Genomic DNA, 25,745 nt, shown 5'->3' with positions numbered 1-25,745 from the left:
CTATGCCGCGCCAAACTTGCCCTACCTGCCACCGCCCGCTGAACGTCTGTTACTGCAGCGCCCTGGTGCATATCCCCAATCGCATCAAGGTGCTGATCATACAGCACCCCCTGGAAGAGAAGCATCCGTTCAACACCGGCCGTATGGCGCACCTGTGCCTGGAGAATAGTGAACTGGTGGTAGCGGAGAGCCTCACAGAGGCGGAACTGAAAAAGCTGCTGAGACCAAAGTCGGCGTTGCTCTATCCATCCCTGGAGTGGCTGCCGGAAGTGGAGCAAATAGCGCCGGGTGACTCGCAGAGCCAACCGCTTGAACAGCTGGTAGTGATCGATGCCACCTGGCGCAAATCCAAGAAGATGCTCCATCTCCATCAGGCATTGCAGCAGCTGCCCCGCGTCAGCTTCGAAGGTGCGCTGAGCTCTAACTACCAGATTCGGCACTCATCGATCGAAAACAGCCTGTCGACCATCGAGAGCATTGCGGCTGCTCTTCAGCAGCTGGAGCCAGAGCATGACTTTGAGTCTCTGCTGCAGCCGTTCGAAAAGATGATTGCGCTGCAAAGGGGCAGTTTTTAGGGGAGGGTATGGCACGCTGAGCGTTGCTCACCACCGGAATAGTGAGTCATCCATATCAAGTGGCGGAGACGACGTCACAGTTCGCTAGCTCGGGCTTTCTCTGGATTGCGGCCTGCGCCGGAATGACGACGGAAGGCTACTGCGACAGTTTCATCGATGGGGAGACGCGGTGGGGCTAAAACTGGATAATGCCGCGCTCTGGCTATGTGGCCGGCCAATTTCTGCAGAACTGGTAGTCCCCCATGGAAATTAACGTCAACTTCCTCGATAACCTGCGGCTCGAAGCCAAGTTTGACGACTTTACAGTCATCACTGATCAGCCCATTCGCTACAAGGGCGATGGCTCGGCGCCCAGTCCGTTCGACTATTTCCTGGTGTCCTCTGCGCTGTGTGCGGCCTACTTTGTGCGCGTCTATTGCCTGGCGCGGGATATTCCCACCGATAATATCCGTCTGTCGCAGAACAATATCGTCGACCCGGAAAACCGCTACAACCAGATCTTCAAGATCCAGGTGGAGCTGCCGGAGGATATCTCCGAGAAGGATCGCCAGGGCATCCTGCGCTCCATCGATCGCTGCACGGTCAAGAAGGTGGTGCAGACCGGGCCGGATTTCCAGATCGAGACGGTGGAGAACCTGGCGGAGGATGCCCAGGCGCTGCTGATGGTGGAGCCGGACGCCGAGCACCACACCTTTATCGAGGGCAAGGATCTGCCGCTGGAGCAGACCATCGCCAACATGACCAGGATCCTCTCGGACCTGGGCATGAAGATCGAGATCGCTTCCTGGCGCAATATTGTGCCGCACGTGTGGTCGCTGCATATTCGCGATGCGGCCTCGCCGATGTGCTTTACCAACGGCAAGGGCGCCACCAAAGAGGCGGCCCTGTGCTCTGCGCTGGGCGAGTTTATCGAACGCCTGAACTGCAATTTCTTCTACAACGACCAGTACTTCGGCGAGGAGATCGCCAACAGCGAGTTCGTGCACTACCCGAATGAAAAATGGTTTCAGCCAGGGCCAGGTGACGAGCTGCCGGAAGAAATTCTGGATGATTACATGTTGGCCATCTACAACCCGGAGGGTGAGCTGGGCGGCTCGAATCTGATCGATACCAACTCCGGGCGCAGCGACCGCGGTATCTGCTCGCTGCCGTTTGTGCGCAAGTCAGACGGCGAGGTGGTGTATTTCCCTTCCAACCTGATCGAGAACCTGTTCCTGAGTAACGGCATGAGTGCCGGCAATACGCTACCGGAAGCGCAGGTTCAGTGCCTGTCGGAAATTTTCGAGCGGGCGGTGAAGAAGGAGATCATCGAGCAGGAAATTGCCCTGCCGGATGTGCCGCAAGAAGTGCTGGCGAAATACCCGGATATCGTTGAGACCATTGCAGAATTGGAGAAGCAGGGCTTCCCGATCCTGGTCAAAGACGCTTCTTTGGGCGGTCAGTTCCCGGTGATGTGTGTGACGCTGATGAACCCGCGTACCGGCGGTGTGTTCGCCTCCTTTGGTGCGCACCCGAGCTTCCACGTGGCGCTGGAGCGCAGCCTGACCGAACTGATGCAGGGTCGAAGCTTCGAGGGCCTGAACGATGTGCCACCGCCCACCTTCAACAGCATGGCGGTGCAGGAACCCAATAACTTTGTCGAACACTTTATCGATTCCACCGGCGTGGTTTCCTGGCGCTTCTTCAGTGCCAAGTCGGAGTACAAATTTGTCGAGTGGGATTTCTCCGGCAATCACAAGGACACCAACAAGACTGAAGCCGAACACCTATTCCAGATCCTGGAAAACATGGGCAAGGAAGTTTATATGGCCGAGTATGGTGAGTTGGGTGCACCGGCGTGCCGTATCCTGGTGCCCGGTTACTCCGAGGTATATCCGGTCGAGGACCTGATCTGGGACAACACCAACAAGGCACTGGATTACCGCGAGGATATCCTCAACCTGCACTCCCTGAGTGATGCGGAGCTGGAGGAGCTTGTGGAGCGCCTGGAAGAGAGCCAGCTCGATAATTACGAAACCATCATCAGCCTGATCGGTGTCGAGTTCGATGAAAACACGGTCTGGGGTCAGCTGACGATCCTGGAGCTGAAACTACTGATTTACCTGGCCCTGCAACGACACGACGAAGCGCTGGAGCTGGTGGAAATGTTCCTGCAGTACAACGACAACACGGTCGAGCGCGGTTTGTTCTATCAGGCGGTGAATGCAGTACTGGAAATCGCCGTCGATGATGAAATGGCATTGGAAGACTACATCGGCAACCTGCGGCGCATGTTCGGCGAAGAAACGATGGATGCCGTGGTGGGCCTGGTGAACGGCACCCTGCGCTTCCACGGCCTGACGCCGACCAATATGCAGCTGGAAGGGCTGGACAAGCATCTGCGCCTGATCGAGAGCTATAAGAAGCTGCATGCAGCGCGGGCGGCGAAAAGTGCTGGCACTGGCGTAAATTGAGTATCAGGCTGGATTTTTAACTGGACTCTCACGATGCAGTAAGTCGCCCGATCCATAAATCGACATGGAGGACATATGATAAAGCGAGGCGTGCTTTTGCCCTTTTGGGTTGTTCTGTTGTGCAGTTGTACTTACGCCGGGGCAGTTTTGGATGAAGAGATTTATGAGGTAAAGAAGCGTGACCAGGCCGCTTCGAGACATGAGCCCAGAAAGCAGACCAATGATTTCGCTGAGCTGGGATTGTTGATGGATGCAGCGGTGCTGAAAACGGTTCTGATGCCGGATGGCCCCAAGGAGGGCAATCGTGTAGATGTCCCTACCTATTGCTATCACCCTTTTAAACAGGTTTGCTCGGCCAAGGAAAACATCTGCACATGTGAGCATGATGGCGAGGCAGTTATCGGCGTGCGACAAGAAGAGGGCTCTACTTTGCCCAAGTAGCATCTTGGTCTCTTGAAGGATCGTTCACCTGGTGAGTATTTTGCGGGGACAAGTGCAGAATCTACTGTCGGCGGTAGGACGGGACAAACTCTGCGAAAGAGCGGCCAAGAAAGATCCCGGGAGTTCTCACAGCTCATTCTCATCTACATTGAAACGATCAGTGTAATCACAGGGAGATGGTGGTGAAGAGGATGATCTGGGGATTGCCCTTGCTGCTCGTGATCTCATCGCTTTTGATGACAAGCGAGCTCAGGGCGGCGCAAGCCAGTGATGAGATGACATTGGTCGTTGTCCGTCACGCGGAAAAGCCGGCCGAGGGGCTGGGCCTGCTGACCTGCCAGGGCTTAAACCGGGCATCTCTGTTGCCGGAATATTTTCGGCAGAACTTTTCCAAGCCGGACTTTATCTTCGCGCCGGATCCGTCGGTAAAGGCCACAGAGATCCATGGTGATGGCAAGCGGCATGACTATGTGCGGCCGCTATTGACCATCGGCCCGACAGCCGTTTACTTCCAGGTGCCCATCAATACACAAATCCCCTATAACGATCCCGGATTGCTGGCGGATACGTTGTTATCCAAGCCCTATCTTGGCTCTACCGTATACGTGGCCTGGGAGCATATGAATATTGATCTGCTGGTGAAAATTCTGCTGCGCCGATTCAACTCAGACGCAAAAGTGCCGGAGTGGCCCAATTCGGATTACGACACGGTATTTGTCTTCCGCATAAAAGGTGAACCTGGCAGTGGCAGCATTACCCTGGATGTAGGCAAGCAGGCATTCGGCAAGATAGAAGAGCGCTGCCCGTTGGAAGCGACCTGAGAGAGTTTTGCGGTTATTTCCGCGACGCAGCGTTCCGCTGGACTCAGCGAAGCCATGGCTGAAAAATAAAAAAAGCCCGCCAAATGGCGGGCTTTTTCGGTTCAGGCAGCGATGTTAGAGACTCGCGGACTCCGGCGCTGATGCCGGCTCCTCGGTTTCTTTTACGTAGCCGTCTTCGTCCAGCTCAACGATGGGCATGCCCAGTGCCTCCACCTCATCGCGGATAGAGGCTGCATCGCCAACCACGACAATGGCCATGTTTTCAGGCTCCAGCACATCGGTAATGACCTTGTTGAGAGTCTTGCGGTCGGTCTCCTGCAGGAGGGCGTTCTGCTGCGAACGGTAATCCAGCGGCAGGTCGTACTGCAGGATGCGATTCAGCAGGCCGAGCTTGGCGGCAGGTGTTTCATAGCTGCGCGCTTCCTGCTGGCCAATGGCCGAGCGCAGGTAGTTGAACTCGGTTTCGGTCATGCCTTCGCTGTCAAAGGTTTCCAGCTCGGTGAGCACCTCGTTCAGGGCGTCGGCAGTCGCATCCTTTTTCACCTCGGAGCTGAACATGTACATGCCCACGTTCGGCTCGCCCATCAGGTAGGTCCGGGCACCGTAGGTGTAACCCTTGTCTTCCCGCAGGTTCAGGTTGATGCGGCTGTTGAAGTTGCCACCCAGCGGGAAGTTGCCCAGGTAGGCGAGGAAGTAGTCACCCAGCGCGTCGTAGGGCAGGGCGTACTGACTGACCCGCAGGCTGGACTGGGCTGCACCTTCCTTGTTGACCAGATACACGGTACGGCCGTCGATTTCCGGCTTCTGGAAAGCCAGGGCGGCACGGGCCGGTTCGCTGACTTCCAGCTTGGCCAGACCTTCCAGTGACTCGACGATAGTGTCGTGAGGCAGGCTGGTGCTTACGGTGACACCGCTCAGGTGTGAGGGGAAGTGCGCCTGGTAATAACCTTTGACGTCTTCCAGGGTGATCTCGGCAACAGTGCCCGGCAGGCCACCGGTGGGGAAGCTCAGCGGGTGCTCGGGTCCGCGCATGACCGCACCCACAGCCCGTGTGGCCAGGCCCTGCGGAGTCTTGCGTGCCTGCTGCAGGCCTTCGATGGTCTGCTGCTTGATGCGGGCGAAATCCTCTTCGGTGAAGGCCGGCTTGAGGATGCGCTCCATCATCAGCGGCATGGCCTTGTCCAGGTGCTTGGCCAGTACATTGAGGGTGACGGTGGTGTCGTACCGTCCGGCACCCACATTGATGGATGCACCAAGGCGGTTCAGGGCTTCGGCGAACTCGGCGGCACTGCGCTCGGTGGTGGCTTCGCTCATCAGGGATGCCGTCAGCGCAGTCAGGCCGGCCTTGCCGCGGGGCTCGTCCCGCTGGCCCACATCGAACACGGCCCGTACGGTGACGGTGGGTGTCTCATCGTTTTGCACGGTGAGCAGGCGCACGCCGTTTTCCAGCTCGCCGTCTTTGATCGCCGGCAGCTCCACCTGCGGGTTCACACCGGCCTTGGGCTGCACGCTGCGATCGAAGTTGTCCTGCACCGGACGCAGGGCCAGGGCTTCGTCCTCGTCGCTGTAGCTTTCCGGAATGGTGCGCTTCCACTCGTAGTTCTGCTCGGCCGCCGCCAGTTCCGGCTTGCCATTGGGTACGATGCTCAGCAGCACCGCCGGCTTGTCGGCGATGTACTGGTCGAATACGCGGGTGACATCACCGGTTTCCACGGACAGGTAAGCGTCAATCTCTGCGTCGATGCCCTTGGGGCTGCCGGTGAAGGTCTCGAAGGCGGCCAGGGTGGACACCTTGCCGGCAACGGACTGCAGGCCGAACACACGGCTGGATTCATAGCCGGCCTTGAACTTGACCAGGTCGTCCTTGGTCACGCCGCGCTCGGCGAACTCGGTCAGGGTATCGCGCACCGCCTGTTCCATTTCCGCCAGGGACTCGCCTGACGCGGGGTTCTGGATGACGATAAACCACATCTCGCAGGCGAGCTCCTTACAGGAGTGGCTCACGCTGGCCTGTACTGCGCGGCCGGTCTGTACCAGGCGCTGGTAGAGCATGGAGTCCTGGCCCTGGCCGAGGATTTCCGCGGCCGCATCCAGGGCCGGCTCGTCCGGGTGGTTGTAGTGCACGGTGGGGATCATCATCGCCAGCGCTGGCAGGTGGATGTTGTCCTCCAGGGTGACGTAGCGATCGGACTCGAGAGTGGCCGGTTGCTTGGGCAGATCCTCTACCTCGGGGCCGGCGGGAATGGGGCCGAAATACTTCACCACCCACTCCAGTGTCTTGGTCTTGTCGATATCGCCACCGATGGTCAATGTGGCGTTGTTGGGGCCGTACCAGCGCAGGAAGAAGCGCTTCAGGTCGTTGAGGTCGGCGCGGTCCAGATCCTCAAGCCAGCCGATTACCGGCCAGGAGTAGGGGTGACCGTCCGGGTAGGTGGCGGCCATCATGGTCTCCAGGGCCCGGCCGTAGGGGCGATTGTCCACCCGCTGGCCGCGCTCGTTCTTCACGGTCTCGCGCTGGACTTCAAACTTCTCCTCGGTGACCGCATCCAGGAATACACCCATGCGGTCGGATTCCAGCCACAGCACGGTTTCCAGCTGGTTGGCCGGGACCGTCTCGTAGTAGTTGGTGCGGTCGGTGTTGGTGGTGCCGTTCAGGGTGCCGCCGGCCTCCTGAATGATGCGGAAGTGCTCCTCGTCGGCCACGTTCACGGAGCCCTGGAACATCATGTGTTCAAAGAAGTGGGCAAAGCCGGAGCGGCCCGGGTCTTCCCGGTTGGAGCCCACGTGGTAGGTCACGTCCACGTGTACCAGCGGGTCCGAGTCATCCTCGTGCAGGACCACGGTCAGGCCGTTGTCGAGCTTGTACTTGCTGTAGGGGATGGCGATCTCTGCTCCGTCCCCGTCAAAAGTCTCGACGAGGCTGACGCCCGCCGGCAGTGCGCTGGCAGCTTCGGCTGCAACGTCTTTGGAGGATGCTTGCGAGGCCGGATCATCGGCCCCCTTGCCGCAGGCTGTGAGCAGCGCAGCGGCAAGAAGCAGTGCAATTCTGGTGCGATACATGTGGTTTTAGACTCCCTTCGTGTGCGTAATAACCCGATCGATGCTACCACAAGCGATTTTTCGGGGTGGGCATGGGCTCCCGCCTCCCCGCCTGGATACGTCTGCTCGTCGAATTTCGACCAGTCAGTGCGCGGGGATGGCAACGGGAAAGCGCTTCAGAGCGCCCGCAGGTAGCTGCTCCCGCCCAGCTGGCGCACCTGCCGGTTAATGGCCGCTGCGCGACTGCGCACATAGTGTGACGGGTACTGGGCGGACATGCGCTTGGGGTTCGGCAGTACGGCCGCCAGCCGCCCGGCCTGCCAGCTGCGGAGGTGGCGGGCAGGGCTGCCAAAGAACTGATGTGCGGCTGCCTGGGCGCCGTATACCCCCTCACCGAACTCGGCGATATTCAGGTACACCTCCAGGATACGTTCCTTGGGCCAGAGCACTTCCATCAGGATGGTGAACCAGGCCTCCAGGCCCTTGCGCAGGTAACTGCGGCCATGCCACAGGAACAGGTTCTTGGCGGTCTGCTGGGTAATGGTGCTGGCCCCGCGAGGACGTTTCCGGTCCTCGCTGAGGGCTTTCTGCAGCGAGGCGAAGTCAAAGCCGAAATGGTGGGCAAACTTCTGGTCCTCCGCCGCAATCACGGCCATCTGTAGCTGCGGGGAGATATTCTCCAGCGGTTGCCACTGTTGCCGTGCCTGCCGGCCATTGCGCAACTCCCAGGCGAGGATCACCGCCGACGACGGCGGGTCAATCCAGCGCAGGGCCAGTACCAGCACGGCTGATGCCGTCGCGAAGGCGGCCCCGAGCAACAGTCCGGCTCTGGTGATGCGTTTCAGGTGGCGGTTCATGGCAGGGTCAGTTGATTGCGAATCGTTGTGTCCCGATCAGATCCCGATCGGCGGCAGAGGTTCCTGTCCGTGGCGCTAGAAGCCGAAACAATGCCGGCAAACTTTGGCCGGCCAGTTCCCGTTTAGTACAGTTGTCATGTGGAGCCCCCCAGGCTCCTGGTCACCTCCCATAAACAGAACAAGACAGGCGTGACACCGTGAATCGATTCTCCCGGCGCAATTTCCTCAAGTCAGCACTCGCCGCCACCGGCGGTGTACTGGTATCCACTCCGCTACAGGCCATGACTCGGCCCGACCTCCCCTCCGAGGTCAGCTTCCCCCATGGAGTCGCCAGTGGTGATCCCCTGCAGGACGCGGTGATACTGTGGACGCGGGCGTTGCCGGCCGCGTCCACGCAGAGCGGAGTTCCGATCAAAATCACCTGGGAGCTGGCCCGGGATGAAGAGTTTGCGGAGGTATTGCGCCGTGGCACCGCCGAGACCAGTGCCGGCCGCGACTACACCATCAAGATCGATGTGCAGGGGCTGGAGCCGGATACCACCTACTATTACCGCTTTGTCGGCGCTGCCGAACAGAGCCAAGTGGGTCGCACCAAGACTCTGCCCACCGGTGGCGTGGAGCAGGTGAAACTGGCGGTGTTCTCCTGCTCCAATTATCCGGCCGGCTACTTCAATGCCTACGCACTGGCTGCCCGGCGCGGCGACTGGGATGCGGTGCTGCATCTGGGGGATTACATTTATGAATACTCTGCGGACGGTTACGCCACCGAGCGCGCAGCAGAGATCGGCCGCGCGTTGCCTGCAGACAATGCCGGTGAAATCCTGTCGCTAGGGGATTACCGCAAGCGTTACGCCCTCTACCGAACCGATGCGGGCCTGCAGGCGCTGCATGCCGCGGCACCGTTTATTGCCGTTTGGGATGACCACGAGATCAGCAACGACACCTGGAAGGGCGGGGCGGAAAATCACAGTGCGGAGGAGGGCGATTTCTTCGCTCGCCGCGCGGCGGCCATCCAGGCCTATTACGAATGGCTGCCCATCCGTCCCCCCATGGGCGAGACCAAACCGCAGATCTACCGCAGCTTCCAGTTCGGCGATCTGGTGGACCTGCATATGCTGGACACCCGCGTCATCGGCCGTGACGAACAGCTGCAGTTCTCTACCTACCTGGGCGAGGACGGCAGTTTCGATGGCCGGGGTTTTGGCACCGCGCTGGCCAACCCCAACCGCACATTGCTGGGGCCGACCCAGCGCAACTGGCTGGCACAGACCCTGGAGCAGTCCGATGGCCACTGGCAGCTGCTGGGTCAGCAGGTGCTGATGGGCAAGATGCACCTGCCGGCGGAAATCATGATGAGTTTCTACAGCCGCGGCGAGAAGCCCGATCCCACGCCCGAGTTGGTGCAGCTGAAGATGACCAGCCTGAAAGGGGAACCGCTGAGCGAAACCCAGCGCGCGCGGCTACAGCAGCTGGTGCCCTACAACCTGGATGCCTGGGACGGCTATGCAGTGGAGCGCGAGGCGTTGTACCGGCACATCGCAGAGCAGGGCAAGAACCTGGTGGTGGTGGCAGGGGACACCCACAACGCCTGGTGCAATCAGCTGAAGGACGATAGCGGTCGCCAGATTGGGCTGGAGTTTGCCACACCCAGCGTTACCTCACCGGGTATGGAGAGTTACCTGCAGCTGGACGAGCCATCAGCCCGGGAGCTGGCGCAGGGCATGTCCGTACTGATCGATGACCTGCAGTACTGCAATCTGCATCAGCGCGGCTTTATGGCGCTGACGTTCAATCGCGAAGAAGTGCAGGCGGAATGGATCTTTGTCGATAACGTCGACAGTACCGAGTTTGGCGAGGCGGGCAGTCACCGTATGGTGCATCGCCCGGCGTAATTGCCTCATTGTCGATACGTGTCCGCTAGTCAGTCGACGCGGTAGGGTAGCTCTCGGTAGATATTGCCGGCCGGTGCGTAGTTGCAGGTGACGATCGTCCTGAACTTGCCTGACGGGCAATGGTAAACCCCGCAGCCCACCGCGCGGGGTAGTTTTCTGCCCTGCGCGTCAAAGGCATTCTTCGTATTCCAGATCAGCTGCGTGTAGTGGCCGACTTTGAGATTCTTGAACGGTCCAAACTGAAAATCCCTCGCCTCAGCCGCCCAGCTATTGACCGCCAGCTTCAGCGCCTCTGACTCTGGTAACCGTGCGGAGTGATAAAAAATATTCTCCCCGATCGCCGGATAGGCCGGATTGCCGCCATTGGCGAGGTAGTCTCCCCTGCGATTTTTGTTGTGCCCGCGCCGGCTGTTGCACTGAGCCCCGGACCAGTTGTGAGCGGTGCGCGCGAGCGCGGTGTCATGTTTCAACATTGTCACGGGCGGACTGGGTTTGGGACTGTTGGGGAGGCGGCCTGCGTTGAGACTTTCCCGCACCTGGTTGTGGAGCTGCACAAGAAGGCAGTCAGACGGGGTGCCGCAGGCTGGACTGGTACCTGTGGGGCCGCTATTGGCGCTCAGTGGTGCTAACAACACTAGCAAAATGAAAATGCGCAGCATTTGACTGTCCCCGGCCGGATTGGACCAGAAGCGAATGATAGTGTCCTGCTGTGGGGACGGACAGTACAGAGGTAGCGACACCTGTCTCGCCCTCTCTGGTTCGGATCTGGGAATTTCTCATCAGGAGCTGGGGTAATCTATATCCGAGAGGGGCGACTGTTGGGTGGGGGGAGAGGGAGGATGAGCTTCGCTCTTTGGGCTCGCTGGTCTCCGGCGGCTGCGCTGCGTGGACTCACGCTTTCTGCTCTGAGGTCCGCCTTCGCGGGTTCGGCAATGAGCTGGAGGGCGGTAGGGGCTGCGGGGAGAGGATTAGCTCCCTTCGGTCGCTGCTCTACAGCGGCGTTGCCGCTTTCGAGTCGAACGGAGGTTCTCATCGGGCCCTCGGACGATCCATATACAAGAAAGGCCACCCGTTGGGTGGGGGAGAGGGAGGATGAGCTTCGCCCTTTGGGCTCGCTGGTCTCCGGCGGCTTTGCCGCCTCCGGCTCGAACCTGGGAGGTTCTCATCGGGCCCTCCGACGATCCATATACAAGAAAGGCCACCCGTTGGGTGGCCTTTCTTGTATATGGCCCGCCCGAGAGGATTCGAACCTCTGACCTCTGCCTCCGGAGGGCAGCGCTCTATCCAGCTGAGCTACGGGCGGATCTCGGTAGGCCGTGGGGCCGGCGAGGACGCGGATTATACAGAAGGGGTGGGGGTGGGCAAAGTGGTTATGGGGCAATTCCTTTGGCGTCGCCCTTCGCAGCGGGCGGCACAATGCTTATAATGCGCGGCTGGTAGAAGTGTGCGGCAGAAAGCCGGAAGTCTACGGGCTGCGACGGTGGCCTCTAGGGGGAGAGAAATGAAGAGTATTGTAGGTATCATGGCGGCCCTGGCTCTGGGTGCTGCTGCAGCAGTGGCGCAGTCCGTGGATGAGCAGATCGCGGAGCGCCTGGCCGCGCCGGACAGCATCTGTATGCAAGGTGACGAGTGCGCCGCCGCAGCTCCGGCAGCGACTGCCGCTGCTGGTGGTGGCCCGCGCTCTGGCGAGGAGGTCTACAACGGCGCCTGTGGCACGTGTCACGCAGCGGGCGTGGCGGGTGCACCCAAGTTCGCCGATGCGGCGGCCTGGTCACCGCGCATCGCCAAGGGCATGGAGACCCTGTACTCCAACGCCATCAACGGTATCAATGCCATGCCGGCCAAGGGCCTGTGTGCGGACTGCTCCGACGAGGAGATCCAGGCTGCCGTTGATTACATGGTGGAAAGTGCCCAGTAAGCGACTGCTTACTTCGGTTGCTGAAGAGGCCGCTTATAAAGCGGCCTTTTTTGTGCCCGACTGTAAGGGGGGATCGTTGCGCTGGGGTACGACGGAGCCCCAGGTGCTGGATGCCGGCCTGCGCCGGCATGACGAAAGGGCCGTCTGACTTTTTGATGGGGCCGCCAATCGGGATCAAATCGGGCCGACCTTTCTTTCTGTCGTCACCCCGGCGCAGGCCGGGGTCCAGTGGAGGGAGGGGGCCGGTTTTGGCTAACGCGAGGGCAAGGTAGTCAGTCAAACATGCTGAGCAGTGAGCCCAGGGTCTCTTCGCCCCTAGCCTGGTTCTGTTCCGGGGTGGCCTGGCCGAAGCCTTCCAGGACGATGTCCTCTTCCGGCAGCTCGTCGATAAAGCGGCTGGGGGTGGTGTCCTGGTTCTCGCCGAACTGCTTGCGCTTGCCCGCCAGGGTCATGGTCAGGGTGCGCTGGGCGCGAGTGATGCCCACGTAGGTTAGGCGGCGCTCTTCCTCGATATTGTCGTCTTCGATGCTGTTGCGATGCGGCAGCAGGTTTTCCTCCATGCCGATCATGAACACATGGGGGAACTCGAGGCCCTTGGCCGCGTGCAGGGTCATGAGGCTGACCTTGTCGGTGGCCTCTTCCTCTTCCTGGCGGTCGAGCATGTCACGCAGGATCAGTTTGGAGATGGCCTGTTCCAGGCGCACATCCTGCTCCAGCTCGTCATCGGTGCCCTCCATGGTCTTGTTGAGGCTTTCCAGCAGCCAGTAGACATTCTCCATACGCTTTTCCGCCACCTTTTCGCTGCTGGCGTTCTGCGAGAGCCAGCCGGGGTAGTCGATGTCGTCGAGCATTTCCCGCAATGCGGCGTCGGGGCTGTTGTCGCGACAGTTCCGCTGCACGCCTTCCATCCACAGCACGAAACGGTTCAGGCGCTCGTAGCCCTGTTCGTTGATATGCTCGCGGAAGCCCATTTCGGAGCAGGCGTTGAACATGGAGATCTCGCGGCCCTTGGCGTAGTTGCCCAGTGCTTCCAGGGTGCTGGTGCCGATCTGCCGCCGCGGCGTGTTGATGATGCGCAGGAAGGCGTTGTCGTCGTCCGGGTTCACCAGCAGGCGCAGGTAGGCCATCACGTCCTTGATCTCCGCGCGGGCGAAAAATGAGGTACCGCCGGACATCTGGTAGGGGATCTGGTGCTCCTGCAGCTTCATTTCGATCAGCCGCGCCTGGTGATTGCCCCGATACAGCACCGCGAAGTCCATAAACTTGGCGCCGCGACGGCTCTTCTGCAGGAAGATTTCATTGGCGACCCGTTCCGCCTCTTCGGTTTCGTTGCCGACCTTGATCACGCGGATCTCCTCACCCAGTCCGCGATCGGACCACAGTGCCTTGTCGAACTCGTGCGGGTTGTGGGCGATCAGGTGATTGGCCACCTTGAGGATGCGGCTGGTGGAGCGGTAGTTCTGTTCCAGCTTGATCAGCCGCAGGCTGGGGAAGTCCGTCTTCAGCGCACTCATGTTTTCCGGCCGCGCGCCGCGCCAGGCGTAGATGGACTGGTCGTCGTCGCCCACCACGGTGAGGCCACCGCGGCCGCCCACCAGCAGTTTTACCAGCAGGTACTGGGAATTGTTGGTGTCCTGGTATTCGTCCACCAGCAGGTAGCGAATCTTTTTCCTCCACCGCGCCAGCAATTCCGGGTCCGATTCGAACAGCTGTACCGGCAGTAGGATCAGGTCATCGAAGTCCACCGCGTTGTAGGCCTTGAGAGCGTCGCAGTAGCGCGAATAGGCGATGGCGATGGCCTGCTCACCGGCGCTCTGGGCCTGCTCCAGGGCCTGGCGCGGGGTGCGCATGTCGTTCTTCCAGTTGGAGATCTGGTGCTGCACCCGGTCCAGCAGGTCGGTGTCCAGATCGCCGTCGCGGAGCATCAGCTCCTTGATCAGCGCGCGGGCATCCTCGGCGTCGAAAATGGAGAAGCCGGGCTTGAAGCCCGCCGCCCGGTACTCCTTGCGCAGGATGTTCAGGCCCAGGTTGTGGAAGGTGGACACGGTCAGGCCGTGGGCGGCCTTGGAGCGCTTGCCGTCGGCGCCGGACAACAGCTTGCCAACCCGCTCCTTCATCTCGCGGGCGGCCTTGTTGGTGAACGTCAGGGCGGCAATATTGCGTGCCGCGTAGCCGCACTCCTCGATCAGGTAGGCGATCTTGCGCGTGATCACGCTGGTCTTGCCGGAACCGGCACCCGCCAGCACCAGGCAGGGGCCGTCGATATATTTCACCGCCTCCGCCTGGCGGGGGTTGAGCTTGGTCATGGGTAATACATCTGGTCCGCGTCGAGGTCGGGCATTCTACCAGCCGAGCCGGGGTCCTTGCGCAACTGAATGGACGGTCCGGGCGATTGAAGCTGACCGGTGGCGCGGGCCCTGTTCATATACTTTGCGACAGCGATTGGCTATAACGACGGACCAGAGCGCGGAGCCCGCACCATGCAGCAACCGATCACCGGTTACCATCGGGATGAGGAAGGCCACTGGGTAGCGGAGCTTGCCTGTGGCCACTTCCAGCATGTGCGTCACGACCCGCCCTGGCAGAACCGCCCCTGGGTGATTACCGACAGCGGCCGGGCCGGCATGCGGGGTGAATGCCTCGAGTGCAAGAAGTGCGACGAGGGCGCACCGCCGGATCAAATTGAAGAGAGCAAAGACTGATGGCGAAAATCTGGGTGGATGCGGATGCGTGCCCTGTTGTAATCAAGGAAATCCTGTTCCGCGCCGCCGAGCGCACCGGAACCGAAATGCTGTTGGTAGCCAATCAGCCGGTGAGGGTGCCGCCGTCCCGCTATATCAAGTCGATGCAGGTAACCGCCGGCTTCGACGTGGCCGACAACGAGATCGTGCGCCTGAGCGGCGCCGGTGACCTGATCATCACCAGCGACATCCCGCTGGCCGCCGAGGTGATCGAGAAAGGCGCTGAGGCCCTGAGTCCGCGTGGCGAGCGCCACACCAAGGCCAATATCCGCGCGCGCCTCAATATGCGTGATTTTATGGACGCCATGCGCGCCAGTGGCATGCACACCGGCGGGCCGCCGCCGCTGAGCCAGACCGACCGCAAGGCGTTTGCCGATCAGCTGGACCGCTGGCTGGCCAAGCAGAAGAAGTAGGGCAGTGGATAACACCCCCCGGCTGATCGAGCCAGCGCCGCAGCACCTGGGCACCCTGATGTCCTGGATTACTGACAGGCAGCAGTGCCAGCAGTGGGGCGGGCCCGTGCTCCGCTACCCGTTTAGCGAAGAGAGCTTCCGTGAGGACTGCCGTTGGGGGGAGCTCGCCGCCGGATCTCTCATCGATGACAATGGCGAATTACTCGCTTTTGGCCAGTACTACCGGCGCCGCGAGCGCTGCCACCTGGGCCGGTTGATCGTTGCACCGGCGCGCCGCGGTGAGGGGCTAGGAGAAATACTGGTGCGCGAGCTGGCCCGGCGCGGCTGCGCCGAGCTGTCGGCATCCGAGTGCTCGCTGTTTGTACTCAAGGACAATGCGGCTGCCGTTGCACTCTACCGGCGGCTGGGATTTACGGTGGCGGAGTATCCGGAGCCGTTCGACTGGATCGATCAGTGCCACTACATGATCGCGCCGGCCAGCACCGTGTGTGCGCCGGATGGGCTGGCTGCAAGCAATCATTCCTGACCGGGCATTGGAGAAGGAATCCGCAATGAAAATAACAACCGCAAGAACCCTGCTAGCGGCCACAGCACTCACGCTGTTCTCAGCAACCGGTGCAGCGGCCGCGGCGGAGCCCCTGCGGCAATTACAGGCCTACGAGGTGCCTGCCACCTGGCGCCAGCCGATCGAGCCGCTGCAGATTGCGGAGAACACCTGGCAGATCGGCACCGCCGGTCTCAGCGCGCTGTTACTGAAGACCAGTGAGGGTGCCGTGTTGATCGACGGCGGTATGCCACAGATGGCCGAACTGCTGCTGACCAATATGGGCAAGCTGGGGGTGGCACCCGGGGACCTGAAGTTGATCCTGCACAGCCATGCCCACGCGGATCACTCGGGCCCGCTGGCGGCGGTCAAGCGAGCCACCGGCGCGCAGCTGCTGAGTAACGCCCAGTCAGCGGTCCTGCTCGCCCGGGGCGGAGCAGACGACCTTCATTTTGGTGATCTGTTGTACCCGCCGGTGAGCGTCGATCGCATCCTGCAGGACGGCGAAGTGGTGACACTGGGCGAGCTGGAGCTGCAGGCGCACTTCACCCCCGGGCACACGCCCGGTAGTCTGAGCTGGACCTGGACTGATACCCGCGCCGGCAAATCCGTGCACATCGCCTACGTAGACAGCCTGAGCGCACCCGGCTATCAGCTGGTGGATAACCCCCGCTACCCGATGATCATCGACGATTACCGGGAAACTTTCGCCCGGGTAGCGCAGCTGCCCTGCGACCTGTTGCTGACGCCGCATCCGGGCGGCAGCGGCTGGCAGTATGGTGCCCGGGCGGAGCAGGCAGAGACGATCAGCTGCGCCACCTACGCAGACAATGCCCGCAGAAAACTGGACAAGCAGATTGCAAAAGAGCGCGGCGAGCAAGGCAGCCGTGGTTGACCTGATCGAACCCAGAACCGAGCGACTGCAATTGCGCCAGTGGCGCGACAGCGACAGAGCGCCCTTCGCCAAAATAAATGCGGACCCGCGGGTGATGGAGCACTTTCCCTCTGCGCTGACCCGCACCGAGAGCGATGCCGGTGTCGATCGACAGATTGCCCATATCCAGCAGCACGGATGGGGGTTCTGGGCTGTGGAGCGCCTGGACGATGGAGCGTTTATTGGCTTTGTCGGTATCAAGATGGTCAGCGACGAATTGCCGTTTGCGCCCGCAGTTGAGATTGGCTGGCGGCTTGCTGCGGAATACTGGGGCCAGGGTTATGCCACCGAGGCTGCACAGGCATCACTGGGGGTGGCTTTTGACCGGCTGGCGCTCGAGGAAGTGATGTCTTTTACCGCGTTGCCGAATCAGCGCTCCCAGGCCGTGATGGAGCGCCTGGGGATGCAGCGCGATCCAGAGACTTTCGATCATCCCCTGGTGCCGGCCACCAGCCCGTTACGGTGCCATTGCCTTTACCGTCTTTCGCGCGAGCGGTGGCGCGCGCAGTCTGTTCGCTAGCGGCTGCGCCATCAATGTGAACAATTCAGGGACGTCAAAAATACACGGACACCAGTATGCTGACCCACAAACTTCCCCGGCAATCCCTCGGTTTTTTCCCCACGCCATTGCATCCGCTCGAGCGACTGACCGAGGCGCTGGGCGGCCCGCAACTGTTTATCAAACGCGATGACCAGACAGGCCTTGCTCTTGGTGGCAACAAGACCCGCAAGCTGGAATTTATTCTCGCCGATGCCCTGGCCCGGGGTGCCGATACCATCGTCACCGCCGGTGCGGCGCAATCCAATCACTGCCGGCAGACTGCAGCGGCAGCGGCGAAACTGGGACTGGAATGCCATTTGCTGCTGGGGGGCAGGGCGCCCGAGCAGGCCCATGGCAACCTGCTGCTGGACCAGTTATTCGGCTGTCATATTCACTGGACGCCTGGACACCGCAAGGGGGAAGACCTGAACGAGGTGGTGCGCTACCTCGAACGGGCGGGCCGCAAACTCTATGTGGCGCCCTATGGCGGCTCCAGCGATCTGGGTGCACTGGCTTTCGTTGCAGCCCTCGAAGAGCTTGAATCCCAGTGGCCAGATCAGGGCGGGCCTTTCACGCATATCGTGTTTGCCTCCAGCTCCGGCGGTACCCATGCCGGCCTGATGGTCGGCGCGCGCTTGCTGGAGCTGCCCACCAGGATTGTGGGTATCAATATCGACAAGGGCGCCGGCGGGGAGCGGCCATTCGCAGACCACATTGTTGACCTGGCCGGACAGGCGGCTGCGCGGCTGGGCCATTCGCAACCATTTACCAGCGACGACCTGATTCTGGACGACGATTACCTGGGGGAGGGTTACGGCGTGGTCGGTGATGCCGAGCGGGAAGCCATCGGCCTGCTGGCGCGCACCGAGGGTATTCTGCTGGATCCGGTGTACACCGGCCGCGCCATGGCGGGATTGCTGGGCCTGGTGCGCGCCGGTGCCTTCAAGGCCTCTGACCGTGTGCTGTTCTGGCATACCGGCGGTGCACCGGCGTTGTTTGCCTACGGCGACCAGCTTGGGGTCGGAGAGACACCGGTTCTCTGATGGACGCGAATGGGCGGCTTAACTGAGGCCCGCCTCTCAGAGATAGCGCCGCACTTGTCGCAGGTAAAGGCGATATCGCCCACTGAGTTCGCGTTCCATTTAGTAAGTAGCGCTCTGTCCGATGCTTCTGGGCAATTTATTGTCAAGAGGTTCCGGGAAGTTAGACTTAGGCTCCGCCTGCCCGCCTATCTAGGTTGCAGTACGCCACTGCTTCAGTCACTTGGTCGGTACCGATGGTGTTTAGGCTAGCCAGTACCTCCCGCAAGATTACAGACGGCTCACAGGCATTAGCTTCGGCATGCGCTCCACTCCGGGTACCTTAGAGCACTTCCCTGTCTCGACGGAAAAGCCCCTGTAAGCATGCAGCCTTCATCTTCATTGGCGTGATAATTGACTCACACGTTATACCTGGCGCCCGCTACAAGAGGCGAATCGATTACATAAGATTGCATCATAAACATACGATGGCCAGCAGTGCTGGCGCTAATTTGGATGTTAGAAGTTTTTAGTGATAAATACCGCGCTCATGTTGGCTTCGGTATTCTCCAGGCCTTGAATAGTGTGTTCTAGGCCCATGTGCCAGCTGTGAACCTTAAGGCCAAAAATTGCACCATAGTGCACGCCGAAACCTGATTTTTGTCTCTGGTAACTATCGAGCTCTGTTGCAATATCTTTTGTAGGGTATCGATCTCCACTGTTCGGGTCGATATCAAAATAATATCCAGCGCGTGTCTGGGTTTCTTGCCATTTTGTCTGGAATTGCTGAAGTCCAATTTTTACCCCGGCAAAGAATTGATTTTCTATATTGGTAGAGAATATGGTACTTAAGCCCGTAGATCTGCTGGTAATTTTTAGGGTGTCATTGTGGGTGATGTTGTAGGATCTATAAGGGTCATAGCCATACCATCCTTTGTAAGATTCATTAAAGTCAAAGTTAGATAGGCTCGCATGGCTAATTTCCGCCGCTAAATAGGGGCTAAATTGATAACCTGCAGCAATTGCATAAGCTGCTGATCCTTCGATATCTTCGGAATTGTTGATGATTAGGTCATCACTTAATTCCTGATCGAGGGCGCTCGATTCTCCGTAGCTTGCTTTAATGTACAAATCACTGGCATTGCCCTGATCACAGAGCGAAACTGCTAGAAATAAAATTAGAAGACTCGTATGAAGTTTCATCTCCTATGCTCCCTTTAAGTTATTATTCCTTTTCCTGCAGATCCAGAGCCGGATTGAAAATCAGTAATCAAGGCATATCAAATCTGCTGGGGGCGGTTGGTTAGTGTTTGACTTGAGCCATAATTATACATGTTGCTAACTGGTTGGCTATCTGCAATTTAGTGTCGTTTAATATAAAAATATTACAGGAAGAATTGTCTTTGCCGATAGCGATAAAATTTCGTTTGTTAATTTAATTTGTTGACGCAAATGGCATTAATTGCTTCTGAATAGAGCTGGTTGTGAAACTCTCAATCTTGCATGATTGCTTATGTCTGAGGGTCGGGTGTATATGGCTGCTAAGAATTTAAGTTATCAGACTTATACCTCTTAGGCCGGAATTTAGCAGGAATAGACATGTTTAGGTGAAAATCCGCAGCAGAGAATCGCTGATGTTGCTCGGTCGAGGGTACCGATAATATATGCAATGTTGAATTTCCCTCGGTCTTGTCTCCTTAGGGAGCCGGCTTGGGGCTGCCTATATGCCATCCTTTCGATTGTCTATGGTAGCGGATATTGGTAATCAGGCGTTGACCGAAGTTGGGCGGCGATCCAGGTTGCGATAGGCCAGTGCCTCGGCCACCTGTGTCGCGCCGATGGTATCGAGGCCGGCCAGGTCGGCGAGGGTGCGGGCCACCCGCAACACCCGGTGATAGGAGCGGGCAGAGAGGCCCAGCTGTTCCACCGAGGCCCGCAGCATGGCGCGTTCACTTTGACCGAGCGCGCAGTGCTGCTCCAGGGCACTGCCGGATAACTGGGCATTGACCGCGCCCTGCCGCGCTAATTGCCGCTCGCGCGCAGTCAGCACTCGTTTCCGCACTGTCTCGGAAGACTCACCGGCGGGTGCCTCCTGCAGCTCGGCGGCATTCATGCTGGCCACTTCCACCTGCATATCGATCCGGTCCAGCAGCGGACCGGACAATTTGTTGCGGTAGCGATCGATCTGGTCCGGCGTGCAACGGCAGCGGGACTCGCCCAGGTAGCCGCAGGGGCAGGGGTTCATGGCACCCACCAGCTGGAACTGGGCCGGATAGGTGACCTGGGCGCGGGCGCGGGAGATGCGCACCTCACCGTTCTCCAGCGGTTCCCGCAATAACTCCAGGGCATGGCGGGGAAACTCCGGCATCTCGTCAAGAAACAGCACCCCGCGGTGGGCCAGTGAGATCTCCCCCGGGCGCGGATTGCTGCCACCGCCCACCAGCGCGGTGGGCGATGCGCTGTGGTGGGGCGCTCGAAATGGTCGCGCCGGCTGCCGCGGCAACCCTGCACTGGAATAGACGGCCGCTACATCGACCATCTCGTCACGGGACAGCGGCGGCAGTATGCCCGGCAGCCGGCTGGCCAGCATGGTTTTGCCGGTGCCCGGGGGGCCGTAGAAAAGCAGGTTGTGTCCGCCGGCGGCGGCCACTTCGAGGGCGCGGCGGGGCCGCAGCTGACCGCGCACATCGGCGAGATCGGGGTAGTGCCACAAGTCACTGTCGGGTGCGGTTTCGGCAACTGGCAGGGACTCCCGGCCGTGAAGCTGGGCGCAGACCTCCAGCAGTGAGCCCGCCACCCGGGCACCACCGTCGGCCAGCGCCACATCATCGGCGCAGTCCTCCGGGGCGATCAGGGTGCGCCGGGCGTCGCGGCTGGCGATGGCCGCCGGCAGGGCGCCGCTGGCTGGTCGCAGCGCACCGGTCAGTGCCAGCTCACCCACAAACTCAAATTCCTGCAGCGGCTCCACGGGCACCTGGCCCGAGGCCGCCAGGATACCGATAGCGATGGCCAGGTCGTAACGCCCGCCCTCCTTGGGCAGGTCGGCGGGAGCCAGGTTGACGGTGATGCGGCGCTGGGGGAATTCGAAGTGGCTATTGATGAGGGCGCTGCGCACCCGGTCGCGACTCTCGCGCACCGCCGCCTCCGGCAGGCCGACGATATTAAACGCGGGCAGGCCATTGGCCAGATGAGTCTCGACGGTAACGAGCGGGGCGGAGACGCCCACCTGGGCGCGGGCATAGGTGACGGAGAGGCTCACAATTTCTTCCCTGAAATTTGTTGTTCAGCGATCCGCTACTCCCCAATGCGGTCGCAGTCTTTGCAGGCCCGATGCTGTCCTTAATCGGTACCGGGTGACTCCTCGCCACCCTGACTCAGTGCTTGTTCCAGTTGGGCTACCTGGGCTTCCAGTGCGGCCACTTTTTCCCGGGTGCGCTCGAGAATGGCCACCTGGGTGTCGAATTCCCGCTGCGAAACCAGCGGCAATTTGCCCATGGCTACGGTGAGCGCATCGCGCAGGTCGTCGGTGATCACCGCGCCCTGTGCCCTGAGTTCATCGAGGAGTTGCTGCAGCTTGTCTGACGACAATTTTCTACCCTCACCTTTCACACGCTGATCGGTACCGGTCCCGCTGCCGGCAAACTCCGACGGATTGTACCCCAGCCGCCGAGCTGGCCGAAACGGCCCGGGGCCGGATGCCTCTCCCGATGCCTCTCACTGACGCAGCCGCACAACCCACTGCGCCCAAATGGTTCGCCGCACCACCGGCGAGCCCTTTTCCTGTGCGCGACGCTTCCGGTGGGACCATTTTGGTGCGTGCCGCTTGCCGCTCGCATCAGAAAGTTCCCTGTCATTGACCCTTGGCAAGCTCTAACTCGTTGATTTATCAATAAAAAAACAACTTGGCATCAAGTGTGCAATTTATCACCCAGCAGCCTCCCCTCCGGAACGCGATTCCGTCGGGTGTATCAGCCCCGGGCAAGGACAGCTCACAAGGCGAAACAGCAGAGCCGCCATCCATCCAATGGTCGGCACCCGTTGCTGACAGGCTGTAGTCACAACAAAAAAATCACAGATCACAGAGACCAAGGAGATTTAAGGTGGGAAATAACATGAAAAAAATTGCAGCCGTAATGACTGTCGGGGCCCTGACCCTGGCCGCATCCTCTGCCGTTAACGCCGAAGGGGGCTTGTCCGCGAGCGCCAACCTGGGTGTTGTCACCGACTACAAGTTCCGCGGCATATCGCAGACCGATGGTGGCGCAGCCGTGCAGGGCGGTGTTGACCTGGATTTCGGCAATGGCTTTTACCTCGGTACCTGGGCCTCCCAGGTGGACTTTGCCTACGGCGCAGACGAGACAGACTACGAGCAGGATTTCTACGGTGGCTACGCCGGTGAGATCAGCGAGACCGTCAGTTATGACGTCGGCTACATCTATTACGCCTACCACGGTGGCGATAACGATGAGGATTACCAGGAGATCTACGGCAGCGTCAGCATCTCTGACCTGACTCTGGGCATGGCCTATTCCGATGACTACTGGGCCGCTACCGGCGCTTTCTACTATCCGTACGCTGAGTACAGCTTTGCCCTGCCGGCTGACATGAGCCTGGGCCTGCATGTCGGCGCCAACATGTTCGACGAAGAAGGTTTCCTGTTCGAGGCAGATTCCTACATCGATTACTCAGTCACCCTGGGTAAGGAATTCGGCAGCCTGAGTCTGAGCGCGTCCCTGGTGGGTACTGACATCAGTGACAGTGAGTGCTTCGGCTTGGACTGGTGTGAGCCGTCCGTTCTCGCCGGCGCGTCCTACAGCTGGTAATCGTTGGGCCCTGCTCGGCGGAGTGGGGCCCCAATACTTTGGGGGATCACAGATGAAACTGATCACAGCAATTATTAAACCTTTCAAGCTCGACACCGTGCGCGATGCGCTCGCCGAGGCCGGTGTCACCGGTATCACGGTCAGCGAGGTAAAGGGATTCGGTCGCCAGAAGGGCCACACGGAGCTTTACCGTGGTGCGGAATATGTGGTGGATTTCCTGCCCAAAACCATGCTGCAGATTGCCGTGGATGACAGCAGCGTGGATGCAGTGCTGGAAGCCATCGGCACCGCCGCCCACAGCGGCAAGATTGGCGACGGCAAGATTTTTGTTTCCGAGCTGGAAGAAGTAGTGCGAATCCGTACCGGCGAAACCGGCGCAGAGGCGATCTGAAGAAAAAATGGTGTGGCGCAGCGGCGTTAAACCAACAACCTAGTCAAACAAAACTTTTGGGATTGAACGGAGCGAACGATGGAAAACCAAATTTTTCAGTTGCAGTATGCAATTGATACATTTTATTTCCTGGTGTGTGGTGCACTGGTCATGTGGATGGCAGCGGGCTTTTCCATGCTGGAAGCGGGCCTGGTGCGATCCAAGAACACCACGGAAATTCTCACCAAAAACGTGGCGCTATTCGCTATTGCCTGCATCATGTACCTGCTGACCGGCTACGCCATCATGTACGACGGCGGCTGGATGCTGTCCGGCATTGAGGCATTCGATGCAGAAGGCGTGCTCGCCAGCTCTGCCGAGAACGGCTTCGAGGGTGACTCGGTCTACTCCGGTGCATCCGACTTCTTCTTCCAGGTGGTGTTCGTGGCGACTGCCATGTCCATCGTCTCTGGTGCCGTGGCCGAGCGCATGAAGCTGTGGAGCTTCCTCGCTTTCGCCGTGGTGCTGACTGGCTTTATCTATCCGCTGGAAGGTTCCTGGACCTGGGGCGGTGCTGATGTGTTCGGCCTGTACAACCTGGGCGACCTGGGCTTCTCTGACTTTGCCGGTTCCGGCATCGTCCACATGGCCGGTGCGGCCGCGGCTCTCGCCGGCGTACTGCTGCTTGGCGCCCGTAAGGGTAAGTACGGCCCCAATGGTGAGGTCTACGCCATCCCCGGTGCCAACCTGCCGCTGGCAACCCTGGGTACCTTCATCCTGTGGATGGGCTGGTTCGGCTTCAACGGTGGTTCTGTCCTGAAGCTGGGCGACGCCGCCAGTGCTCACTCCGTGGCCATGGTGTTCCTGAATACCAATACCGCCGCTGCCGGTGGTGCTATTGCGGCACTGATCACCGCTCGCGTGCTGTTCGGCAAGGCTGACCTGACCATGCTGCTGAACGGCGCACTGGCTGGCCTGGTAGCCATCACCGCTGAACCGTCCACCCCGACTGCCCTGCAGGCAACCCTGTTCGGTGCCATTGGTGGTGTGCTGGTGGTCTTCTCCATCGTCACCCTGGACAAGCTGAAGATCGACGATCCGGTGGGTGCCATTTCCGTACACGGCGTAGTTGGTCTGCTGGGCCTGCTGCTGGTGCCGGTTACCAACGACGGTGCCTCCTTCAGCGGCCAGCTGATCGGTGCTGCCACGATCTTTGTCTGGGTATTCGCCGCCTCCTTCGCCGTATGGTTCCTGCTCAAGGCCATCACCGGTATCCGCGTCAGCGAGGACGAGGAGCAAGAAGGTGTTGACTTGGTAGAGTGCGGAATGGAAGCTTATCCGGAATTCATGGGCAAATAACTGTCCGCACCTGTCGCCGGCTCTCCGGAGCCGGCGGCTGAACTTCCCGCAGAAACAAACGACCAGGGGAATAAGACGCAATGAAATTAATCACGGCTGTGGTGAAGCCCTTCAAACTGGATGACGTGCGCACCGCGCTTTCCGAAGTGGGCGTGCAGGGCATGACAGTTACCGAGGTCAAGGGTTTCGGTCGCCAGAAGGGTCACACTGAACTGTATCGTGGCGCAGAATATGTGGTGGACTTCCTGCCCAAGGTAAAACTGGAACTGGCAGTGGATGACAGCATGGTGGACGGCGCCGTGGAGGCCATCACCAAGGCCGCCCAGACCGGCAAGATCGGCGACGGCAAAATCTTTATTACTGCTCTGGAAGAAGTCATTCGTATCCGTACCGGTGAAACCGGTTCTGAGGCGGTTTAAGCGCCGCTGACGGATTTCTTTCTGCAGTCCGAAAAGCCCCCGCGGGGGCTTTTTTATTTTGTGGCTTCTGCTGCCACGCTGGCCGCTTGCTTTTCTTCCCCTCCCCGCAAAAATTCCTGTCGCGTTTTTGTCCATAACCAACAGCGATAACCCGTAACCGGACGGCAACAAAAAACTCTACGTTTGTTGATGCCGGGCGCTGGCGCGTTATGGCAAAGCTGCCTATATATTAATCGCCGCGATTTGAAGCATGGTGCAGTGCGGCACAGGGGTACTTCCTCTGTAACAGAAGTAGCAGTTACAGGGTCTCAATCATGAAAGACGGTTATCAGGATCAGGGCAGTTCTTCACGCGCAAAAGACAATGAGGATTTTGCCGAAGAACGCAGTATCACTTCCCGCGAGCGGGCCCGCAGTCAACTCAATGAGGATATCGAGGAATATCTCGCCAGTGGCGGTGCCATCGCCGAAATCGATCCGGAGGTAACCGCCGATCCTCCGCGCAAGCCACAGCCGAAATACGGTAGTCGACCTATCTGACCGGAAGCCTCTTCCGCGCTGGTTTGGCGCGCATTCGGTTCCTCCGA

At 59.8% G+C, this 25,745-nt stretch carries 24 protein-coding genes and 1 tRNA gene; 17 read left to right on the top strand and 8 right to left on the bottom strand.

Annotated features, from left to right (window positions below):
- The first annotated feature begins 2 nt into the window (after positions 1-2).
- The 4 genes from AWR36_RS10440 (at position 3) to AWR36_RS10425 (ending at position 4,290) form a co-directional block, all read left to right on the top strand.
- Entirely contained in the window at positions 3-575 is a 573-nt protein-coding gene (locus AWR36_RS10440) for a tRNA-uridine aminocarboxypropyltransferase (RefSeq protein ID WP_067084497.1), read from the top strand.
- 242 nt (positions 576-817) lie between these two features.
- Positions 818-3,028 (top strand): OsmC domain/YcaO domain-containing protein, encoded by a 2,211-nt coding sequence (locus AWR36_RS10435; RefSeq protein WP_067084496.1) that lies wholly within the window; start codon positions 818-820, stop codon positions 3,026-3,028.
- Positions 3,029-3,175: 147 nt separating this feature from the next.
- Positions 3,176-3,469: a hypothetical protein gene (locus AWR36_RS10430; RefSeq protein ID WP_141398517.1), complete on the top strand. Its 294-nt coding sequence runs from the start codon at positions 3,176-3,178 to the stop codon at positions 3,467-3,469.
- 275 nt (positions 3,470-3,744) lie between these two features.
- Positions 3,745-4,290 carry a glycosyltransferase family protein gene (locus tag AWR36_RS10425; protein ID WP_176491128.1) on the top strand — a complete coding sequence of 182 codons (546 nt, stop codon included), beginning with the start codon at positions 3,745-3,747 and terminating at the stop codon, positions 4,288-4,290.
- Between the two features lie 114 nt (positions 4,291-4,404).
- Here AWR36_RS10425 and AWR36_RS10420 read toward each other — a convergent pair whose 3' ends face one another.
- Together AWR36_RS10420 and mtgA are read right to left on the bottom strand one after the other, a co-directional pair.
- Positions 4,405-7,350: a M16 family metallopeptidase gene (locus AWR36_RS10420; RefSeq protein WP_082679535.1), complete on the bottom strand. Its 2,946-nt coding sequence runs from the start codon at positions 7,348-7,350 to the stop codon at positions 4,405-4,407.
- Between the two features lie 155 nt (positions 7,351-7,505).
- Positions 7,506-8,186 (bottom strand): monofunctional biosynthetic peptidoglycan transglycosylase, encoded by a 681-nt coding sequence (gene mtgA / locus AWR36_RS10415; RefSeq protein ID WP_067084491.1) that lies wholly within the window; start codon positions 8,184-8,186, stop codon positions 7,506-7,508.
- Positions 8,187-8,383: 197 nt separating this feature from the next.
- Between mtgA and AWR36_RS10410 the strand changes: the two genes are divergently transcribed.
- Positions 8,384-10,078: an alkaline phosphatase D family protein gene (locus AWR36_RS10410; RefSeq protein WP_067084490.1), complete on the top strand. Its 1,695-nt coding sequence runs from the start codon at positions 8,384-8,386 to the stop codon at positions 10,076-10,078.
- 29 nt (positions 10,079-10,107) lie between these two features.
- Here AWR36_RS10410 and AWR36_RS10405 read toward each other — a convergent pair whose 3' ends face one another.
- The gene (locus tag AWR36_RS10405) at positions 10,108-10,737 is read right to left on the bottom strand and encodes a CAP domain-containing protein (protein WP_082679534.1); all 630 of its coding nucleotides are present in this window, start codon (positions 10,735-10,737) and stop codon (positions 10,108-10,110) included.
- Positions 10,738-11,304: 567 nt separating this feature from the next.
- Positions 11,305-11,381: transfer RNA gene (locus AWR36_RS10400), tRNA-Arg, on the bottom strand.
- Between the two features lie 198 nt (positions 11,382-11,579).
- Here AWR36_RS10400 and AWR36_RS10395 point away from each other — a divergent pair.
- Positions 11,580-11,996, top strand: a complete 417-nt coding sequence (locus AWR36_RS10395) for a c-type cytochrome (protein ID WP_067084487.1) — start codon at positions 11,580-11,582, stop codon at positions 11,994-11,996.
- Between the two features lie 272 nt (positions 11,997-12,268).
- Here the strand turns inward: AWR36_RS10395 and rep are convergent, their stop codons facing one another.
- On the bottom strand, positions 12,269-14,302 hold the full coding sequence (gene rep, locus AWR36_RS10390) for a DNA helicase Rep (RefSeq protein WP_067084485.1): 2,034 nt from the start codon (positions 14,300-14,302) through the stop codon (positions 12,269-12,271).
- 174 nt (positions 14,303-14,476) lie between these two features.
- Between rep and AWR36_RS10385 the strand changes: the two genes are divergently transcribed.
- The 6 genes from AWR36_RS10385 to AWR36_RS10360 are packed head-to-tail and all read left to right on the top strand — an operon-like array spanning position 14,477 to position 18,212.
- The gene (locus AWR36_RS10385; protein ID WP_067085003.1) at positions 14,477-14,698 is read left to right on the top strand and encodes a DUF3565 domain-containing protein; all 222 of its coding nucleotides are present in this window, start codon (positions 14,477-14,479) and stop codon (positions 14,696-14,698) included.
- On the top strand, positions 14,698-15,150 hold the full coding sequence (locus AWR36_RS10380) for a YaiI/YqxD family protein (RefSeq protein ID WP_067084484.1): 453 nt from the start codon (positions 14,698-14,700) through the stop codon (positions 15,148-15,150). The genes AWR36_RS10385 and AWR36_RS10380 overlap by 1 nt, the downstream gene beginning before the upstream one ends.
- A gap of 4 nt (positions 15,151-15,154) precedes the next feature.
- Complete coding sequence (locus AWR36_RS10375; protein ID WP_067084483.1) at positions 15,155-15,676, top strand: GNAT family N-acetyltransferase; 522 nt, start codon at positions 15,155-15,157, stop codon at positions 15,674-15,676.
- A gap of 25 nt (positions 15,677-15,701) precedes the next feature.
- A complete protein-coding gene (gene bla / locus AWR36_RS10370) occupies positions 15,702-16,589 on the top strand; it encodes a subclass B3 metallo-beta-lactamase (RefSeq protein WP_082679533.1) in 888 nt (295 codons plus the stop codon).
- Positions 16,582-17,148, top strand: a complete 567-nt coding sequence (locus AWR36_RS10365) for a GNAT family N-acetyltransferase (protein WP_067084481.1) — start codon at positions 16,582-16,584, stop codon at positions 17,146-17,148. Before bla ends, AWR36_RS10365 begins: the two co-directional genes overlap by 8 nt.
- 56 nt (positions 17,149-17,204) lie before the next feature.
- Complete coding sequence (locus tag AWR36_RS10360; RefSeq protein WP_067084479.1) at positions 17,205-18,212, top strand: D-cysteine desulfhydrase family protein; 1,008 nt, start codon at positions 17,205-17,207, stop codon at positions 18,210-18,212.
- Positions 18,213-18,707: 495 nt separating this feature from the next.
- Here the strand turns inward: AWR36_RS10360 and AWR36_RS10355 are convergent, their stop codons facing one another.
- From AWR36_RS10355 to AWR36_RS10345, 3 genes are all read right to left on the bottom strand, one after another.
- Positions 18,708-19,391 (bottom strand): hypothetical protein, encoded by a 684-nt coding sequence (locus AWR36_RS10355; protein WP_067084477.1) that lies wholly within the window; start codon positions 19,389-19,391, stop codon positions 18,708-18,710.
- 562 nt (positions 19,392-19,953) lie between these two features.
- On the bottom strand, positions 19,954-21,447 hold the full coding sequence (locus AWR36_RS10350) for a YifB family Mg chelatase-like AAA ATPase (protein WP_067084475.1): 1,494 nt from the start codon (positions 21,445-21,447) through the stop codon (positions 19,954-19,956).
- Positions 21,448-21,527: 80 nt separating this feature from the next.
- Positions 21,528-21,776: an accessory factor UbiK family protein gene (locus AWR36_RS10345; RefSeq protein WP_067084473.1), complete on the bottom strand. Its 249-nt coding sequence runs from the start codon at positions 21,774-21,776 to the stop codon at positions 21,528-21,530.
- Positions 21,777-22,300: 524 nt separating this feature from the next.
- Here AWR36_RS10345 and AWR36_RS10340 point away from each other — a divergent pair.
- The 5 genes from AWR36_RS10340 (at position 22,301) to AWR36_RS10320 (ending at position 25,698) form a co-directional block, all read left to right on the top strand.
- Positions 22,301-23,011 carry a TorF family putative porin gene (locus AWR36_RS10340; RefSeq protein WP_231745301.1) on the top strand — a complete coding sequence of 237 codons (711 nt, stop codon included), beginning with the start codon at positions 22,301-22,303 and terminating at the stop codon, positions 23,009-23,011.
- Between the two features lie 52 nt (positions 23,012-23,063).
- On the top strand, positions 23,064-23,402 hold the full coding sequence (locus tag AWR36_RS10335) for a P-II family nitrogen regulator (RefSeq protein WP_067084469.1): 339 nt from the start codon (positions 23,064-23,066) through the stop codon (positions 23,400-23,402).
- A 78-nt stretch (positions 23,403-23,480) separates the two neighbouring features.
- The gene (locus tag AWR36_RS10330; RefSeq protein ID WP_067084465.1) at positions 23,481-24,740 is read left to right on the top strand and encodes an ammonium transporter; all 1,260 of its coding nucleotides are present in this window, start codon (positions 23,481-23,483) and stop codon (positions 24,738-24,740) included.
- A gap of 80 nt (positions 24,741-24,820) precedes the next feature.
- Positions 24,821-25,159 (top strand): P-II family nitrogen regulator, encoded by a 339-nt coding sequence (locus AWR36_RS10325; protein ID WP_067084464.1) that lies wholly within the window; start codon positions 24,821-24,823, stop codon positions 25,157-25,159.
- Positions 25,160-25,473: 314 nt separating this feature from the next.
- Entirely contained in the window at positions 25,474-25,698 is a 225-nt protein-coding gene (locus tag AWR36_RS10320; RefSeq protein ID WP_067084463.1) for a hypothetical protein, read from the top strand.
- Positions 25,699-25,745: the final 47 nt, after the last annotated feature.

Origin of the sequence: Microbulbifer flavimaris (assembly GCF_001641755.2) — a bacterium.
Lineage (GTDB): Bacteria > Pseudomonadota > Gammaproteobacteria > Pseudomonadales > Cellvibrionaceae > Microbulbifer > Microbulbifer flavimaris.
Note: the sequence above shows the minus strand (reverse complement) of the source record. Positions and strands in the feature narration are given on the sequence as shown.